The following is a 16,649-nucleotide window of genomic DNA, read 5'->3' as shown; positions in this document are numbered from 1 at the left end:
GTGACGACAATTGACGGCTCATCCCGCGACCTGTGCGGGACGCCACTCGGCCGCATCGACGACTCCCCCAGTGGCGATGGCCGCGGTTGCCATGTCGTCAAGGGCCTGACTCGGGATGAACAGCCGTCGGCCGACCCTGACGGCCGGAAATGAATTGGCCTGGATCACCCGATAGAGCGTCATCTCAGACAGTCCGAGCACCTTCGCGGCGGCAGCAACGCTGAGGAACTTCCGTACGGCCTCTGTGGCGGATGCGTTTTCACTCACGGGGTCTCTCCTTATCAAGGGTTAACTAGGTTGACCTAGGTTAACCTAGGTCACTCGGTTATACAAGACTTCACTGGGCAACTGACCTAGCTACCTAGGTCGACTACGGTTGAGGCATGAAAGTAGAGACCAACGACCCACGGCCGCCGTATGTCCAGGTCGCTGACGGGCTACGTCGGGCGATCCAGTCCGGCGAACTGTCCGCCGGCACCAAGCTCCCCTCCGGCCGCGAACTCGCTAACGAGTGGGGGGTTGCTCTGATGACTCTGCAGAAGGCCATCGACCAACTGCGCGTCGAAGGACTCGTGTACACCCAACGGGGCCGCGGCGTGTTCGTTGCGTCTCGGGATGGAGCACCACCGACCGATGACCTATCTGCGCTACGGGAGGTCGTCGAGGAGCTGCGGCGCAGACTCGATGTGGTCGAAGCACGCCTAGGCTCCAACGATGGCGCATCGACTTGAGGCTGCTCCACTCGACTCCCGGCTTCTTCCGTGTACTTGGCTTCGTTCATACGTGCAGCGTGGCGGCGAAACGATCGACTGATGTGTACTCGGCGACCTGCGCACTTTTGTGTGCATTGTTCGCACCAACTGGCGGTTCACTAGAGGGACGGGACGACACCAACGAGGGGAAGTGCAGATGCATGTAGGCGAGCGCATCGGGGCCTACCGCAAACGGCGCGGTATGTCGCAAGACGCACTGGCTGGTCTCATCGGAATGTCGCGCTCCTGGCTGTCGCAGGTGGAACGCGGCATCCGTGGCGTCGATCGCCTGTCCACCCTGAACGACCTAGCAACCGTCCTGCGCGTCGACGTCGCCGACCTCATCGGCCGGGACTGGGTATTCGCTCCCGACGCGCCAGAGCACGTAACCGCCGTCGACGTCGTCCGCAGCCAACTCGCGAGCTACCGCCACTTACTCGGTGAGCCCGCAACTCCGTGGCCTCTTCCCCAGCTCCGCAACGGCGCCGTGCAGGTAAACCAGGGATACCAGGCCGCCCAGTACCAGCGCGCCACCGCGATGCTCCCGGCCCTCCTGGAGGCCGCCGACGCCTACGACGGCTACCAAGGCCGCGACGGCCGCGAGATACACCTCGCCCGCTGCTCGGTGTATGCAGCGACCGCAAAACTGTTGACCAAGGTCGGCGAAAACCAGCTTGGCTGGCTGGCAGCCGACCGCGCCAGCCACGCTGCTCTAGCGGCCGAGTCCAAGCCCGCTCAAGGCATGGCTGCCTACCAGGTCGTCATCGCGCTACTGCGCAGCCAGCGAACCGATGACGCAGAACGCATCGCCGTCCGCTCAGCCGAGGGACTCATGTCCCTCGCGGGCTCGGACTCTCCGGATGCCGTTTCACTCGCCGGATCGCTGTGGCTGATCTCGTCTGTGATCGCTGCCCGGCGCTCTGACCGCGCCACCTCCACCGAGCGACTCGCAACAGCGACCCAACTCGGGGACCTCCTGGCCCACGACGGCAACCACTGGTGGACCGCCTTCGGTCCAACGAACGTCTTGATTCATCGCGCCTCGGTTGCAGCCGAGTTCGGGGATCCGAGCGGGGTACTGCGGGTGGCCACAGAGATCGACACCGAAGCGATGCCGGCCGGACTCCAGGGCCGCCGATCCCGCCTCCATATCGACCTCGCCTGGGCACAAGCCCACGTCAAGAACGACATGGAAGCGATCCTCCACCTACAGCAAGCGGAACGGGTCGCACCTGAATCAATCCGCTACCACACGATCGCCCGCGAACTCGTCCGCGAACTCCTCAAACGATCTCGAAAGCCCAGCCCAGCCCTAACCGCTATCGCAACCCGCGCAGGAGTTCTCGCGTGACCAACGGAACCCTTTACATTGTCACCTGCGGCGCCCCACTCGCCTCTCGCGTAGGCGACGGCGTCCGTGCCGCCCGCGAACACGGCTGGACTCCCTACGTCATCCCCACTGACGCGGCCCTACCGTGGCTTGAAGGCCAAGACCTCGCGGACGCTCCAGTCCTGACCGGCAATCGTAGGCCAGGCGACCCGAGGCGCACGCCAGAGGCCGACGCCGTAGCTGTCGTCCCGACGACGTTCAACACCCTCAACGGATGGGCCAATGGCAACGCCAACACCTACCCGCTGACAGTCCTCTGTGCGGCGCTCGGATCGCGCACCCCAACTGTCGCGATCCCATTCGCCAAATCTGACCTGGCCGGACACCCCGCCTGGCTCGCATCCCTCGCAGTGCTCCGGTACGCAGGAGTGGGCATCTGTGACCCGCACAACGGCTCGGCCACATCACTCAGGCCACTCGAATCCGGGACCGGAGATCAGGTCGCAGGAGACTTCCGGTGGGACTGGGTATTCACCGAACTCGAGCGCATGACGCGCAATGACTCGTGATCTCGTCGAGGTCACTCTGACTGCAACGCCGGCGTGCAGGCCCATGACGGGAACTGTGCACTGGACCGGATGCCATCGACTTAGGCGGGCCGTCTCAGATGCTTTCCGCCGTCCACGCGGGGCAATCTGCTGCATGACAGCGGGTGCAGATACAACCTTCTAGCGTGACACCGCCGAGCTGGCAGTCGTACGACTATGCGATCGAGCTCGGACGGACCGCGCGAACCTGGCTAACCCTCCTTCGACCGGTACGTTAGTCCCGACAACACCACCGAACACCGTGAAAAAGCAGCGGAAACATGGCCCACCGAAACACGGCCAGGGCTGCGGCGAGGTCGCATTCCTCGCCGGACACATTGCCAACGCAAGCGGCCGTCATCTGGGACACTTCATACGCTGAACCTTCCTGGCTTCACTGACATAAGTGGTCATCTGGTTGTGCGCGGCGTCTGCGAGTTCATTTCCGCCTGCGAGGGCACCGCTGTGTAGCCTGTCCAAATCAGCGTTTGATAGCTCGCCAAGGTCTCCCTCGAACGTCCAGTCCTTCGGCAATGACCCACCGAGGTTGAGGAAGTCGGCGAACCGGTCACTCGCGGTGTTGACCGCAGTTTTCGCAGTCTGGTACGCCGCTTCGAAGCCAGGTCCGCGTCCAGTGACATGCTTCCCGCCATCGATTGGCACCGAGGACTGGAACGCCTGTAATGCGTCGGCCTCATTACGAGCCGCCGTTTTAAGGTCCAGGCAGGCATCTCCTAGGGTCCTCGTCGCCGGCGCCGTGGAGGCGACGGGGGTGGGGCGGCCACTCAGGGCGGCCGTGGGTTCGCGGGTCTGAGCCGATGAACTTGGGGTTGGTGATGTGGGTGCCTCAGCCTTGGGAGGTGAAGGATTGGGGAGCTCGGAATCCTTCCCATCCCCTGCGAAAATGGCTAGCAACGCGGCTGTGGCCAGAAATGCGCCCACAGATAGCTTCAGGCGCGCACGCCAACCACTTGGCACGAGAACTGCAATGCCGGCGGCCATCACGGACGCGATCACCAGAGTCAGCAAGCGCAGCACTCGTGAATCGATGCCAATGATCAACCAGATGGCTAAGCCAACGACCGCGAGCGCTAAAACGATGACGCTCACTGACTTGAACCGTGTCAGTCCAACGCTGACAGGCTTGGAAGCCCCATTCATCGCGTCCCCCCGGACAAGTGATATTGCCTGCAACCTTATGCTCAATGTGGCCGGTCGGCCAGCAGCTCCTCGATCTTCACGATGCTCAATGGCTCGACTCCGTCGCCTCCAGGCACCCACGCCTTGATCCGCTCCTCGTGCTCCAGCAGCTCCTGCCACGACCCGCCGTGCCCGTTCGGGCGCGCCGGCCGCACCGCCCAACGACGGCGCCGACCAACTCGTCGGTCAGCGCCCCGACACCCGCCTCCCGCGGTAGCCCCTCGGCCTCGGCGGCCTGGACATACCGGCGGGCGGTCTTGCGGTCCAACCCCGCCCGCTCCGCGACCTTCCGCAGCCCCCTCGAGCGAGATTCGGATCATCGAACACCGCCGAGATCGCCCGCGGAGTATGAGCGAGTTGCACGTCAGAGATGCCCTTCCGGCTGCGAATTTTGGGACCTTAGACAAGTCCAACTTTCCCAGCGGGTAAGGGCATTCTCGCGTTACGACCAACTTACCCAAGCCTCAACATCGGTGGCGCCAGGCTTAGACGGCCCGAAGGTTCCGAAGGTGCCCCGGGCCGCAAAGTCGGCTCCCACGCCGGCCTCGAGCGACCCGCCGTCGACATCACGTTGCGTGCCCGGCGACATTCCGTCCGCCGTGGGAGCTTCCCCGTCGCCGAGTCCGCCCGCATAGCTCATGACTCGCGTCGCCTCCATGGCTGGGTTGAGGACCCGCTCGCCGCTCTCGCTGATCTCGGCGCCGAGGATAAGCGTCTCCTGCTTGGCGTCGAACTCGCCCCTTGCTCCCGCCGCCTCGATCCTCAAGAGTCTGCGGACGAGGCATCAGCGGCGCGCTGAAGTCGTGTGGTCATTCGGATGACGTCGGCGATCGTCTCAGTTACCGTGCCGACTATGGGTCTTGGCGACATTACCGACCGTCAGGCGGTGGTCAGTGCGTTATCCGAGTTCGATCAGATGGGTCGCGAGGCATTCCTCGCCAAGTACGGTTTCGGACGTGCCCGCTCGTACTTCATCGAGCACGGTGGAAGTCTTTACGACTCCAAGGCCATTGCCGGTGCTGCCCACGGCATCCAGCACGGCGCAGCGCTCGGGCCCGCCGACTTCAGCGGCGGTGATGCCACCGTCGCCGCCCTCATGCGACGGTTGGGCTTCCACGTCACCACGAGCGCGGCGGCTGGTACGTCTTACTGGTGGGATGGAGATCCGCGTGAGCGTTGCTGGGTGGAGATCCGCCAGGTCGAAGGCATCGGCACCTATCTGCAGTGTCCTCTGGTCAGGGAGAACGGCCAGAAGGACCCTTGGTACGAACTGGTCCCAACCGTTTCGGTCGGAGACGTCATCTTCCATTGGAGCGTTCGTGAGGGACGGTTCGTGGGAGTCAGCCAAGTCGCCACACCAGCCCGCGTTACCCGCAGTGGTGGCACTGGCGGGTATTGGGTTGACCTTGAGGGATTCAGACCCCTCGCGGTGACTGTTGACCACCGAGTGCTTCGCGCGAAGGCCGACTTCATCTACGACCTGCGCGATGAGCTCGAGGAGCACCACGGCCGGCCGCTCAACCTTCCGTTCCAATTCACGAGAGACCGATCTCAGCTTCGGTTCATGTCGAACTACTTCGCCAAGCTCCCTGCCGCCCTCGTCGCCGAGCTCTTCGGTGCAGAGACGAACTGGCACCCGCGCACCCTGACGGGTGCGTCAGCTCCTACCCAGTCGCGTCGTATCGTCAGTCGTCAGGTGCCGGCCCCTGCGTTCCTTGCGCCTTTCAAGCCCAAGGCCGATACAACGTACGAGGCTTTGGTGACGGCGAGAACACAGCGTCGCCATCGTGACCACGAGACGCTTGTGAACGCCTGTGCTCTGTGGCTTCAATCAAGAGGCCACACACCGGCCCGCAACGCCGCGGTGGATCTCGGATTACTCGACGGAACTGTCATCATCGAAGCCAAGCTCACTGCGGGCGGCTGGCCGGGCGCTATTCGCGCTGCCATCGGGCAGCTTTACGAGTACCGCTACTTCCAGGTCGCACGGCCTGATGCCGCGCTGATCTTGCTGAGCGATCAGCCTGTACCGGCCGAGTGGCTCGCCTACCTCGAGGACGACCGCGGCATCGGGAGCATGTGGCCTGCGTCGACGTCCGGTTTTGCCTTGACTTCCCTAGCGCGCCAGGCACTTCGGCTATGACTACCAGAGCCTCCGTGTCCGTTGGCCGCCCCTGAATCTACTCCGCCGCCGCGTCCTCGTGACTGGCCATGCGTTGGTGGACTCCATCTCCGTACTCGTCGTGGCAGGCTGCACCGGGTCTCAAGGCAACGATGTCCAGCGCAGAGCTCGCACGAGCGATTCCGGTCGGTGTGATCGGCTGGCCAGACGTGAAGCCGCTACGCATGCTCATGCGGCGCGTTTGACCGATGTACACCGGTCAGCAGGAACGCACGCGAGTTGCGCTCATCCATGTCACATTGAGCCGTAGAGTCACACAATGAACGCCACGGTCTTGGTCGCCGCCATGGGCTTCGCGTCGACGCTCCTCGGAGCATGGTTAGCTGCGTACTGGCAGCGGCGCGCCAGTCGCGAGGGCCAGCTTCTTACCGCCAAGTTGCGCGCCTACGGTGATTGTGCCGCAGCCTTGTACGAATATGAGCGAGCCACGTACAACCGTGTTAAGGCGCGGTTGGAGTCGCTTCCTGAGACAAAGCGAGAAGAGCTTCGACAAGAGGCGTATCGCTGCAACACACGTGCGCGATCAGCTCTTGGACAAGCGGGTGTGCTCAGCGGCACCGAACATCTGCGGCAGGAGCTTGAGGCCGTGCGCGCCGCTGTCGGAGATCTAAACGAGGCAGTCGATCGCGTCGATTTGAAGCGACGCCACGAAGGTGTCAGCGCAGCGCTTGACCAAGCGCTGCGCAGCGCACGCTTAGACCTGATGCGTTGAAGACTGGGCGATACCTGCCTGTCAGGATTGGCGGACTTGTCCTTGTGGCCAGCCACCAGAAGGAGCGTGGTGTCGGCATTGCTCTCCGCGTGCATGGTTCGTGCCATGAAATCACGTCTAAGAGAGAGGCGGAACGCGGCTGAAGGGGTCGGTTCCGTAAGCCTCGCAGTCTCAAGTCGGCCAGTGTGGCAGGAGGCATGGCTCTCACAATGCTTCGCGACTTGGCTCGAGACCTTGCCTCGTGTCGACCGACGTACGAGGGAGAGGCTGGCGTAGGAAGGCCGCCGTCAACAGACTTCCGATGAGAGGTCTGCGCCAGTACGCTCCTCGGTGTGTCGGCTGAGTTGAGCGCAGCGCTCATCGCAGGCGGTGTCTCGCTGCTGGTCGCTATAGCGACGGTTGCAGTTACCGCCGCGACGACGCGCGCTGCCCTTCAACGGGAGCAGGCGCGTCAGGAGACGGATCTGCGCCGGAAGATGACCGATCGTCTGTACGATCGGCGGGTTGCGACCTACCCGGTGCTATTCGCCGCGACTGGCGCCTTCCGCTGGTCAGCCATGTCGAACGCATCCGACCTTCCTCAGCATCTGCGCGCCTCGATCGCCAATATCGATGAGCTACATTCCGGCGAACTTGGCCTCCTGCTGTCGGCGACCGCGCACCGCGCCCTGCTTGAGCTCAGGCGTGCCGTCAAACGGCTGGCCGGTGCTCGGCTCGACGGCGCCGAACTGGAGCACGCCACGCAACAGATTTGGCGATGCAAGAATGCCCTGCGAGATGCGCTGCGGACCGATCTCGGCCTTCTCTTTGAGGAGGAACCCGCGTCGATGATCCGTGAGGTCTCCCAAAGCCAAGCGGATGAAGAGCGATGATGCGTGCCCACCGCCAACTGCCTCTCCACATGACCGATCGGCGCGACGGGCGCGCATGGACAGTTCCCAATCGCCGCCGTCGCCGCGATGCTCGGAGTCGGAGTTCAGAAGCCAGGCACGTACTGGGACCGAGTGTGCACGCCACACTGGGCACGTCATCTCAGTGGGGAACAGCGTGGGAACGAAGTGGCGTGGAATCGAGTCAGTTGGAGTAGAAACCAGTCGAACTGGTGATGCCGGGTGAGGCTTGACCTGGTTGGTGTCAAGGGGGTCCCTCGGTTTCCTAAACCGCGTGTCGGTCACCCGAGCGAGCTTCGCCGGCGATCGCTGGCGCGGTCACCGATGTCGGGAGCGTCTCATTGCGAGTCCGATGCCCTGAGCACCAACGGCGCGACGACCTCCGCCCCTGAGCCGTGATCGTACTCAATGGCACGAGGCCCTTGGTGGACCTGGGCGAGCCAGTTGCTATGGCCCAAGGGGGATGCCTCCGGTTGCGTTGGGACATTTGTTGCGTGGGAGGCGATGCGAATGCTGGAACGCGGACTCATTGTCCGGTGGCTGGCTTGGCCCCGAGCGCTCGTCGGACGCTTCTTGCAAAGCGGAGCCACCTTGGTTCCGCGAAGCGATCGTCGGCGTCCCCTGGGTCAGCGGCCGCTACAGTTATTGCACGCGCCAGCTGCCCATCGTCAAACCTGCAGTCGGTGAGTTCAGCACCCACAAGCTGCACTCGAGCCAGGCTCGTAAAGCGCACGTCGGCTCCAGTCAGGTTGACCTCGCTCAGGTCTGCTGGCTCAAGGGCGCCAGAAACTACCGGGTAGCCAGACGCCGCAACCCACTGCCATTCATCGATGTGGCTGCGTATCCGAGCCAGGAAAGTCATCCCGGGCTCGCGCAGGAACGAGGGACGGAACTGCTCGCCGCTTAGGTTAGAAGATCGCAGGTCAGCTCTGCGGAGATCGGCATTCCGTAAGCTCGTGCCGACCCAGGACGATCCTGGTGCTGAAACGCCCACTAAGTACGTTCTCTCGCCGCTGTCCGGGCGCCAGGCCCGAGCCCAGCGCGGGTGAACCCTGTGACGCATGATTCCGTCCGCGAGGAGAGTCTCCACCTCATCGTTCGACAGGAACGAGAAGTCGCTGCCGTGCGACGCGAAACGTCGCATCGATGCGTCGGCGAACGATGCGCCACGAGCGTCCGCGAAGTGCATCCGTACACCGTCCAAGAGCGCACCGGTGAGCACGGCCAAGCGCAAGTCAGCGCCATCCAACGTACTGCCTCGCAGGTCGGCGCCCGTCAGTTCAGCGCCTCGCAGATCGGATCCGAGCAAGCTCGCGCCGCGCAGGTCAGCGTTCCGAAGATTGGCATTGCGGAGACTCTTGTGCCGCAGATCGATGCCCTGGAGATCCTCTCCTTCAAGCGCTACCCCACTCAGGTCGCGCGCCAATCCGAGTTGAGTAAACCTAAGTTGCCGATCCGCAAGTCGCCGCTGGCGCATTGCCAGCATGCCGCCAGCTGCGAAGATCGCCAACGCTGGCATTGCGCCGCCGATCAGCTGCACCGCCAAGTCACTTCGCAGCTCAGGCGTCCACCGCAGTCCGCGAAGGAGCCAGCCTCCCGCGACCAGTCCGGAGGCTGCGATCGTGGACGCCAGTCCGACGACAACCCAGCCGAGCCCGCGCTTCCGCCCACCGCTCGTACTTCCCACCGGCCCAGGCTGACAGGCCTGCCAGGCGCCGACAACCCCCATGTGCCGCTGTTACCTGTGATGGACTTGCCCGGGGTCAGTCCCGCGAGCGGCGCGAGGCCGTGCGGCCGTGGTGACAGCACGGCGAATCGAGCGGGCCCTCGACGCCCCTCCCACGTGTGCGGCCGGCGACGCCTTCCATCGGCTACGCGACAGTGAGCGCGCCGCACGGCCGCGGACGCCCCGCGTGACATGACTCGTGACATGAAATCGCGTCAAACAGAGCGGATTCAGTGAGCTAGAGGTGCTGAATCCCGAACCCTCGCAGCCTGAAGTGAACCGGCGTGGCAAGTGGCATGGCTCTCATAATCCCCCGGCTGAGCCGGTACCTGAGGCAGGCGAGACCTCAGCCGTAGCTTAAGGTCGCCTGATGCGCACCCTCATTGCCGCGACTACCCTGCTCGGCTTCGCGGCCACCGGGTGCACCTATCCAGGCGCCGGCGCGGACCCGGTGGTGTCGAACCCGCCGCAACGGACCGCAGCCACTCGCAGTCCCGCCGCGGCGCAGCCAGCGATCGGCACGGCCAAGCTGATCTCGGCCGAACTCCGCCAGATCCGCGTCATCGCCGCCCGGCCTGACGTGCCTGGCTACAAGCGAGACCAGTTCGGGCAGACCTGGACCGACGATCACGCAGGCCGTGGTGGCCACAACGGCTGCGACACCCGCAACGACGTTCTGGCGGCCCAGTTGACCGCGGTCCAGTACCGCGCTCGCTCAAGGTGCGTCGTCATCGCCGGCACCCTTGCGATCGACCCTTACACCGGTCGCCGGATCGAGTTCCGCAAGGCCGCCGCGACCAAGGTGCAGATCGACCATTTGTACCCGCTGGCCCGGGCATGGGATATGGGCGCGGCCAACTGGCCGCGGCAGCGACGCGTCGACTTCGCTAACGACGAGACCGCGAACCTGCTGGCTGTCGACGGACCGGCGAACGCCTCCAAGAGTGACGATGGGCCGGGTGAGTGGATGCCGATCAATCGCAGCTACCGGTGCACCTATGTCCTCCGATACCTCGAGGTCGCCCGCAAGTACGCGCTGCCTATCAACGCAGCTGATCGCGACGCCGCCCAGGCGATAACCCAATCCTGCCCTTAGGAAGCCGAGTTAGCTCGCCGGCAGACACCCCTCGCCGACTCAGCCTCGGCCAGCCGCTAAGCCTTCCGCCGTGTCGGCCGAACGGATGACACTTGTCGGCCGATCACCCGCTGTCGAGACTGGCCGCTTCGAAGCACGCTGTCTCTTAGAGTCCTGTTCCGCCACCGATAGGTGGCGCCTTGGGCCCCGGCTTGGCCTGTGCGGTCGATAAGGAGCGTCCGGACGGGAGGAAACTGTCCTTATGTGGGTGCTGCGGGGCGGGGTCTTTGACGGCTGTGCAGAGTCGTGCGGGGACCTCAGGCCGCGGTGGGGCACCGACTGCCCCCAGGTCACGGGTTTCACGTGCCGATATTTCTGCCGAAGGGAGCTACACGAATATGACGCACGCCACGGCAAGCACCCGTTCGCGCCGCCGTCGCCCACGCCACCTGCTGCTCGCCTCTGTCCTGGTTGTCACCGGCGCCCTAGGCGGCTGCGGCGCCGGAACCGTCAACAACGCCGAGTGGCTCAAGACCACTATGCACAATGACCTCGCCACGCTCGATACCGCCATGACCAAGGCATCACAGACGCCCGCCGGCCAGCGGGCACCCAGCCGCGAGGCCTGCAGCGCGCTCAACGATTGGGCCGCAGAGGCCAGCACCCACCCGCGCCCGGAGGACCAAGAGCTCTCCGCCGCTTGGGACGATGTGCTGGCCGCCGTCGAGGCCGACGGCACCGACGCATGCCCCTCTGGCGATGTCGACGCCATCTCGAAGGGCGCCGGCCGCATCGGGGACGCCCTCAACGCCATGGAGGACCGCATCGCCGTTCTGTGACTTCCTCTGGTGTGGGAGAGGAGTCAGCAAAGGCACCGTGCTGGAACTCCAGATCTTTCTGACCCGGCCAGGGCGGTCCCCTAGAAGCTGCAGGGCGCCGCGGCCGATCCTCGCTGGATGCCTCTCGACTGCTGCTGAAGGCCGTGCTCAAGCAGAAAACACGTGCCGGTTCCCCGCGCGGAGCGGGGCTCTTGATCTACTTGATCCTCGTTCGGCAGCCTGCCACGCTCAGCCGACCGAGGCGGTGAACGAACCTCCCGGGCCGCAGACGCCTCCACGTGACATGAAATCACGTCAAACAGAGTGGATGCAGTCAGCTAGAGGTGCCGAATCCCGAACCCACGCAGCCTGAAGTTGACCAGCGTGGCGAGCCGCATGGCTCTCATAATCCCCAGCCAAACCGTAGATCGTGGGCATCAGGTTTGGCAGACCTGCCGCCATCCACGGGCCGACGGCCAGCAATGACTCCTCAGTCGCCGCGCTGCTCCGTCTCTAACAAGTAGGCGCCTGCCTCCTCACGCGTCGCGAACGCCTCCCGCGGCTGCTGATCAGCTCCGACACCGAATCGCAGGGCCCTCCAGACGTTCCGATGCTTGCGGACAACGCCAATCATGGGTGCTCCCATTGAATTCTCCGCGACCAGATAGGCGTCTAGGAAGCTTGGACGGGTTGGATTCGTCATAGCAGTTGTCCTTGTCGTGAGCATCACGAAGCCCTCTCTTGCAGCCCGCAGGCCGCACCCAACTCGCCGTCGGGTCCGTCCCTGGTCGGCTCTGCCTAGTTGGCTCGTGGTGGTCGAGTGGGGTCTACCCGGGCCTTGAACAGTCGTAGCTTGGTGACTACTTCCGTGGCGTGTTCCTGGCTGATGGCACCGGCGGGGCGCTGCGACAGCCAGCTGCGTAGGTCTGATCCTCTGAGGATCAGTACGCCGCCGACAACACACCCTGCCTCGGGTAGGTCGCGTTGCCCGCGGCCCCAGACCACCACGATCGGCTGCGCTTCGAGGGCTTGCAGATGAATGGAGCGCAGGATCAGGTTCGCGCGGCGCGCTGCGGCGCAGGCGGTCGCAGCGTCGCGGTCGAGGACGGCATCGGTCAGGTTCATGGCGTGCCACTTGCTGTCGATAGCGTAGATGCCGGCTGGTGCAATGACGAGGTGGTCGACGTCGCCGCTCTGAATCTCGAGGTTGTCGATCGAGTTCCAGACATGCCGCTTTCGTCTGGCTCGCCGTAGGACGTCGCGGGTGTTGTCCTCCCCATATGCGCCGGACAGCTCCCGGGTCGAGCCGGTGTAGACGAGGAAGAGGTGTCGCACGGCGGCGACGAAGAACATCGCCACCGCGCCGTGCGCAACGCCAAGCAGGTAGCCGTGCACGACCAACGTGACCGGGACCGTCGCGGTCGCGCACATACCGGCGAAGGCCAGGATCGGCCACCAGTTGGTTCGTAGGAACCGGGTGAGCTGCAGGCGGAGTCTGCGGCGCGGGTAGGACCGGCGCCGACGTAGACGCCGGTGCCGGCGCTTACGGGTCACCCTCTGAGGCTCCATCAGCGGCCTCGGACGCTGGCGCGCTCACGCCCACCAATTGTCGGCTGTTTCCCGGTGGCGCACATGCGGACAGGTCTCCTCTCGTCCAAGCGCCGCTTGTCGATGGGCTCATTTCGCCATCGATGGCGCCATCGCTGTCGCAGAGACAGCCTGCTTCGAAGCGGCCAGTCTCGACAGCGGGTGATCGGCCGACAAGTGTCATCCGTTCGGCCGACAACTGGTTGCGCTCGGAACTTGTATCGCCGTTGCCGTCCTCGTCTGGTACGGACGGCGTGGAATCAGTTGTGTGGGCGAGAGGAGTCACATAGAGCCGTCAGATCGGGTCGGGATAAGAACTGTCGGAGACTGAAGTAAGTCGGCCCCGTGCCAACGGCCGTCGGACTCATCCCTTGGCCGCGGTGCTTGAGTGCCTGATCGAGCGTGTGGCCGAGGGCCGCGCAGGCCGCTCGACTAGTAGCCAGTTTGGAAGATCGGCCGAAGCCACGCTGACCATCTGGTGGTGAGCCTGAACCGATGTCCGCCGAGTGCGCCTTCTTGACCCCGTCTGACCCCTCCTAATCGCTCGCTAATCGCTGGCGACGTTGCTGCCACTGCGCCAGGATGATGTTGTGGACTTTCCTTCCGAGTCGATGCTGAACGATTCTGACTTCGCACCTCTGACACGGTCACAGATCACACGGGCTCTGATCGGCCTCGGCGTAGTCGAAGGCGAAACCTTGATGGTCCACGTCCGGCTGTCGGCATTGGGGTGGGTAGTCGGTGGCATCGACACCGTAGTGCTGTCCCTCCGAGACGCCCTTGGCTCTGATGGCACGTTGCTCGCGTTCTGCGGTTGGGACGACAGCCCGTATCACGTCTCGTTCTGGCCGCCGCACTGGCAGAAGGCCTACGAAGAGATTCCGGCATTCGATCCAAAGGTGTCATCTGCTCGTCGAGACTTCGGGCGCTTCCCTGAACGGCTCCGCACGTGGCCAGGAGCGTTGCGCAGCACCCACCCCGAAGTCAGCTTCGCTGCTCTCGGCCGCCACGCCGCGAACCTGGTTACGGGAACCGACGATGACAACCCTTGGGGCGCGGGCGGACCGCTGGGCCGTCTCGTCGACCTGGGCGGCCGGGTGCTGCTACTTGGCGCACCCCTCAAGACCTTGACCCTCTGCCATCACGCTGAGGCTGTCGCCGACGTTGCAGGGAAGCGCTACCACAGCTATCGCATGCCGGTACGCACAGACGCTGGGACCATCTGGCGGGACTACTGCACGCTGGATACCTTCTACGGCGCTTTGCCCTACTGGGAACGCCCGGATCTCCCGATCGATAGCGCAGTCGGAACCCTCGCGCTACAGGCGGTTCAGGCAGGTGCCGGACGAGAGGGGAACATCGGAGCGGCAACAGCCTGGCTGTTCGACTCACGCGCGACAATTCAGGCCGTTGTCGCGTGGATCGAACGACATTTCTAGAGCGTGGCGGCCCGCGCCCGACGTACACAGCTGCCCCGTCCCCCCGATAGCTGCCAGACCAGGTCAGCGCGGCGCACGTCAAGAGTCGGCTTGCCGATCCCGTAGGGACGCGAAGCGCTCTTGACGTGCGTCGTGGCGGCCGGACAATCGAGCGACCGGGGGGACTGGGCTACCCGGCGGTCATACGTCAGTGCGCGGCTCGTGGCAGTTGGGATCGCGTGGACTGGGAAGCGTCCTGCTCGTTGGGACCCGGCGAGGACGGCGCGCCAGCGCCGCCCGCAGTCCGGGTCCGCGCGCCGAAGGCGCGCCCTTGATCCATAAGAGCCCGCCGCGGCAGCCGGCGCACGCGCAAGTAGACCCGGCCCAACCTGGATACTGAGCGACGTCGGGCTGACTCGGGCTCTCGCCGCATAGGCGCTGCTCTCGCTCTGCCGGCTCATCAGTTCAGCGGGGAACAGCGTGGGAACGAAGAGGCGTAGAACCAAGTCGATTGGAGTCGAAACCAACCGAACTGGTGATGTCTCGTTGGGCGCGGAGAGGCTGGCGTCGACGGAGTCCCTCGGTTTCCTAAACCGTGCGTCGCAGGTTCGAATCCTGCCGGGGGCACCATACAAATGCGCTGGTCAGACGCACTGCCCGCGCCTTGACACGTGACCGTCGGTGTGGCGGTGTCTGGTCGCGCTCGATCCGGAACCTGATCACCGTGTGGCGGCTCGAATGCCTGCGACGAGCGCGGCAATCAGCAGCCCGAGCAAGAGCACGAGCAGTACACCAGGACTCAGCAACAGCGTCAGTATCAAGATCAAGACCACAGCCAGTTTCAGCTGGGGGCTTGCCCCCGACCAAGCACCCTTGATCGCAGCCCAGACAGGGTTCTGTCCCCGCAGCATGGCTCCCAGCCCTGCGAAGACGGCTTGCGTGGTGGGCCCTCCGCTTGCCACAAAATCGTTCAGGTCGTCGGCCCAGTCCTCCACCTTCCGCGACACCTTCGCAGTGGCGTACAGCAGGGCCGCTTCTCGCAGGTCACTCAGCGCAGGTGCGAGGCTCGTCGCCACGGGGGCGCTCCTGGTCGCGCCGATGGCGGTGTTCGTTGCTGTCATGTCGTGGCCTCCTGAGCGAGACTACGTCCATGGTGGCACGGCGCTGAGCCGGTCAGGACCCCACCGTGTGATCGTTCCTCATCGGCGATCCACCCAGGGGCGCAGCCTGCACACGTATGTGACAGGGCCACCGCACCGTCAGTGATGGTCCGAGTCGGTGGTGAGGCCCGTGATGACGATGTCGATTCCGTCGGCGCCGAAGGGTGGATCGATCGGGCCGAGGAGGTCGGTGAAAACTCCGTAGGCGGTGGTTCGGACGTGGCGGGCGACCTCGTGCAGATCCTGGCCGTACGAAGTCACGAGATCGAGTACGGCGCCGGTGCAGGTGTCGCCGTCGCAAATCAACTGGACCCGGTCCAGCTCGCAGCGCAGTTCGGCGATCGCCCGACGGAGGGCGCTGATCAACACGTGGTCGGTGACGAAGAGCGTGATGCCGTTGTCAGCAGCAGCGCGGATCGGCCGCGACCGCCGCGTGATGGTCCGGAGTCGCTGCTTGATGGTGGCCGAAATGTCGACCCAGCCTGGTTCGACGTGAGTGCGGGCCGCGTGGCCGGCGCGGCTCAGGACGTTGTCGGTCATCGCCAGGCCTCCAACCGGTGTTTCAGCGTGGCCCGGGCGCGGGCGAGCTGACCGCGGACGACGGTGGGGCTGGTACTGAGCACGATGGCGATCTCGGTGTAGCTCATCTGTTCGACTTCGCGGAGCAACCAGACGGCTCGCTGGAGCCAGGGCAGGTCGGCCAAGGCCGCTCCGAGTGCGTCGAGCAGACCGGCCTCGACTGCCTGCCCTGCCGGGTCTGTGCCCGGCGCAGCCAGGTCGGTAAGGGTGGTCTCCTCGACCGGGACGGCGCGTTTCTTCCGGAACAGGTCGACGGCCTTGCGGCCGGTGATGGTGAACAGCCAGGTCCGCAGCGTGGCATCGCCCCGAAAGTCCGGAAGGGCTTTCCAGGCTGCGACAAAGGCATCCTGGACCACCTCCTCAGCGTCACCCTGGTCGTTGAGCATACGGCGGGCGTAGCGGAACATCGACGGTCCGTGTCTGTCGATGATCACGGCGAAGGCTTCGAGATCGCCCAGCGCCGCAGCGCGCCGCAGTGTGGCGTCGCTCGAGGTGGCCCAGGCTTCTGCTTCGGCATCTCCAGCACGTAGGGGAAAGGGTGTAACCCCGTTCACACAACGATTCAAACCGATGAGTACGGGACGCGGAAGTTTTCGGGAGTCATTGCGTGAGGTTTCGGCCGGCCGCCTCGTC

Annotated in this window: 18 protein-coding genes; 9 read left to right on the top strand and 9 right to left on the bottom strand. The window is 64.7% G+C overall.

Features of this window, described 5'->3' with window-relative positions:
- Positions 1–18 precede the first annotated feature (18 nt).
- Positions 19–267 carry a helix-turn-helix domain-containing protein gene (locus EV647_RS23060; protein ID WP_134006219.1) on the bottom strand — a complete coding sequence of 83 codons (249 nt, stop codon included), beginning with the start codon at positions 265–267 and terminating at the stop codon, positions 19–21.
- Positions 268–383: 116 nt separating this feature from the next.
- Between EV647_RS23060 and EV647_RS23055 the strand changes: the two genes are divergently transcribed.
- The 3 genes from EV647_RS23055 to EV647_RS23045 all read left to right on the top strand — a co-directional run bounded on the left by EV647_RS23055 (position 384) and on the right by EV647_RS23045 (position 2,651).
- Positions 384–731: a GntR family transcriptional regulator gene (locus tag EV647_RS23055; protein ID WP_134006217.1), complete on the top strand. Its 348-nt coding sequence runs from the start codon at positions 384–386 to the stop codon at positions 729–731.
- Between the two features lie 178 nt (positions 732–909).
- Complete coding sequence (locus EV647_RS23050; RefSeq protein WP_166680416.1) at positions 910–2,103, top strand: helix-turn-helix domain-containing protein; 1,194 nt, start codon at positions 910–912, stop codon at positions 2,101–2,103.
- Positions 2,100–2,651, top strand: coding sequence for a flavoprotein (locus tag EV647_RS23045; protein WP_166680415.1), 552 nt, complete (start codon positions 2,100–2,102; stop codon positions 2,649–2,651). Before EV647_RS23050 ends, EV647_RS23045 begins: the two co-directional genes overlap by 4 nt.
- Positions 2,652–3,026: 375 nt before the next feature.
- Here EV647_RS23045 and EV647_RS23040 read toward each other — a convergent pair whose 3' ends face one another.
- From EV647_RS23040 to EV647_RS23035, 3 genes are all read right to left on the bottom strand, one after another.
- Complete coding sequence (locus tag EV647_RS23040; RefSeq protein ID WP_134006211.1) at positions 3,027–3,779, bottom strand: hypothetical protein; 753 nt, start codon at positions 3,777–3,779, stop codon at positions 3,027–3,029.
- Between the two features lie 92 nt (positions 3,780–3,871).
- Entirely contained in the window at positions 3,872–4,024 is a 153-nt protein-coding gene (locus EV647_RS42625; RefSeq protein ID WP_202876290.1) for a hypothetical protein, read from the bottom strand.
- A 287-nt stretch (positions 4,025–4,311) separates the two neighbouring features.
- Positions 4,312–4,635 carry a hypothetical protein gene (locus tag EV647_RS23035; RefSeq protein ID WP_134006209.1) on the bottom strand — a complete coding sequence of 108 codons (324 nt, stop codon included), beginning with the start codon at positions 4,633–4,635 and terminating at the stop codon, positions 4,312–4,314.
- Between the two features lie 87 nt (positions 4,636–4,722).
- Here EV647_RS23035 and EV647_RS42620 point away from each other — a divergent pair, with 87 nt between their 5' ends.
- The 3 genes from EV647_RS42620 to EV647_RS23020 all read left to right on the top strand — a co-directional run bounded on the left by EV647_RS42620 (position 4,723) and on the right by EV647_RS23020 (position 7,635).
- The gene (locus EV647_RS42620; RefSeq protein ID WP_202876289.1) at positions 4,723–6,012 is read left to right on the top strand and encodes a hypothetical protein; all 1,290 of its coding nucleotides are present in this window, start codon (positions 4,723–4,725) and stop codon (positions 6,010–6,012) included.
- A 298-nt stretch (positions 6,013–6,310) separates the two neighbouring features.
- On the top strand, positions 6,311–6,763 hold the full coding sequence (locus EV647_RS23025; protein WP_134006207.1) for a hypothetical protein: 453 nt from the start codon (positions 6,311–6,313) through the stop codon (positions 6,761–6,763).
- Between the two features lie 332 nt (positions 6,764–7,095).
- Positions 7,096–7,635 carry a hypothetical protein gene (locus EV647_RS23020; protein ID WP_134006205.1) on the top strand — a complete coding sequence of 180 codons (540 nt, stop codon included), beginning with the start codon at positions 7,096–7,098 and terminating at the stop codon, positions 7,633–7,635.
- 544 nt (positions 7,636–8,179) lie between these two features.
- Here EV647_RS23020 and EV647_RS23015 read toward each other — a convergent pair.
- Positions 8,180–9,193: a pentapeptide repeat-containing protein gene (locus EV647_RS23015; protein ID WP_166680414.1), complete on the bottom strand. Its 1,014-nt coding sequence runs from the start codon at positions 9,191–9,193 to the stop codon at positions 8,180–8,182.
- Positions 9,194–9,749: 556 nt separating this feature from the next.
- Between EV647_RS23015 and EV647_RS23010 the strand changes: the two genes are divergently transcribed.
- Both EV647_RS23010 and EV647_RS23005 read left to right on the top strand, forming a co-directional pair.
- The gene (locus EV647_RS23010; RefSeq protein WP_134006201.1) at positions 9,750–10,475 is read left to right on the top strand and encodes an HNH endonuclease family protein; all 726 of its coding nucleotides are present in this window, start codon (positions 9,750–9,752) and stop codon (positions 10,473–10,475) included.
- A gap of 377 nt (positions 10,476–10,852) precedes the next feature.
- Entirely contained in the window at positions 10,853–11,293 is a 441-nt protein-coding gene (locus EV647_RS23005; protein WP_134006199.1) for a hypothetical protein, read from the top strand.
- A 777-nt stretch (positions 11,294–12,070) separates the two neighbouring features.
- On the opposite strand, the gene EV647_RS23000 is transcribed toward EV647_RS23005, so the two are convergent.
- Positions 12,071–12,826, bottom strand: a complete 756-nt coding sequence (locus tag EV647_RS23000) for a nuclease-related domain-containing protein (RefSeq protein ID WP_166680413.1) — start codon at positions 12,824–12,826, stop codon at positions 12,071–12,073.
- A 623-nt stretch (positions 12,827–13,449) separates the two neighbouring features.
- On the opposite strand from EV647_RS23000, the gene aac(3) reads away from it, so the two are divergent.
- On the top strand, positions 13,450–14,298 hold the full coding sequence (gene aac(3) / locus EV647_RS22995; protein WP_202876288.1) for an aminoglycoside 3-N-acetyltransferase: 849 nt from the start codon (positions 13,450–13,452) through the stop codon (positions 14,296–14,298).
- A gap of 698 nt (positions 14,299–14,996) precedes the next feature.
- Here the strand turns inward: aac(3) and EV647_RS22990 are convergent.
- The 3 genes from EV647_RS22990 to EV647_RS22980 form a co-directional block, all read right to left on the bottom strand.
- Positions 14,997–15,398, bottom strand: coding sequence for a hypothetical protein (locus EV647_RS22990; protein WP_134006195.1), 402 nt, complete (start codon positions 15,396–15,398; stop codon positions 14,997–14,999).
- A 138-nt stretch (positions 15,399–15,536) separates the two neighbouring features.
- Entirely contained in the window at positions 15,537–15,977 is a 441-nt protein-coding gene (locus tag EV647_RS22985) for a hypothetical protein (RefSeq protein ID WP_134006193.1), read from the bottom strand.
- Positions 15,974–16,570, bottom strand: coding sequence for an RNA polymerase sigma factor (locus tag EV647_RS22980; protein WP_202876287.1), 597 nt, complete (start codon positions 16,568–16,570; stop codon positions 15,974–15,976). Before EV647_RS22980 ends, EV647_RS22985 begins: the two co-directional genes overlap by 4 nt.
- Between the last annotated feature and the right edge of the window lie 79 nt (positions 16,571–16,649).

Origin of the sequence: Kribbella sp. VKM Ac-2566 (assembly GCF_004366005.1) — a bacterium.
Taxonomy (GTDB): Bacteria; Actinomycetota; Actinomycetes; order Propionibacteriales; family Kribbellaceae; genus Kribbella; species Kribbella pratensis.
Note: the sequence above shows the minus strand (reverse complement) of the source record. Positions and strands in the feature narration are given on the sequence as shown.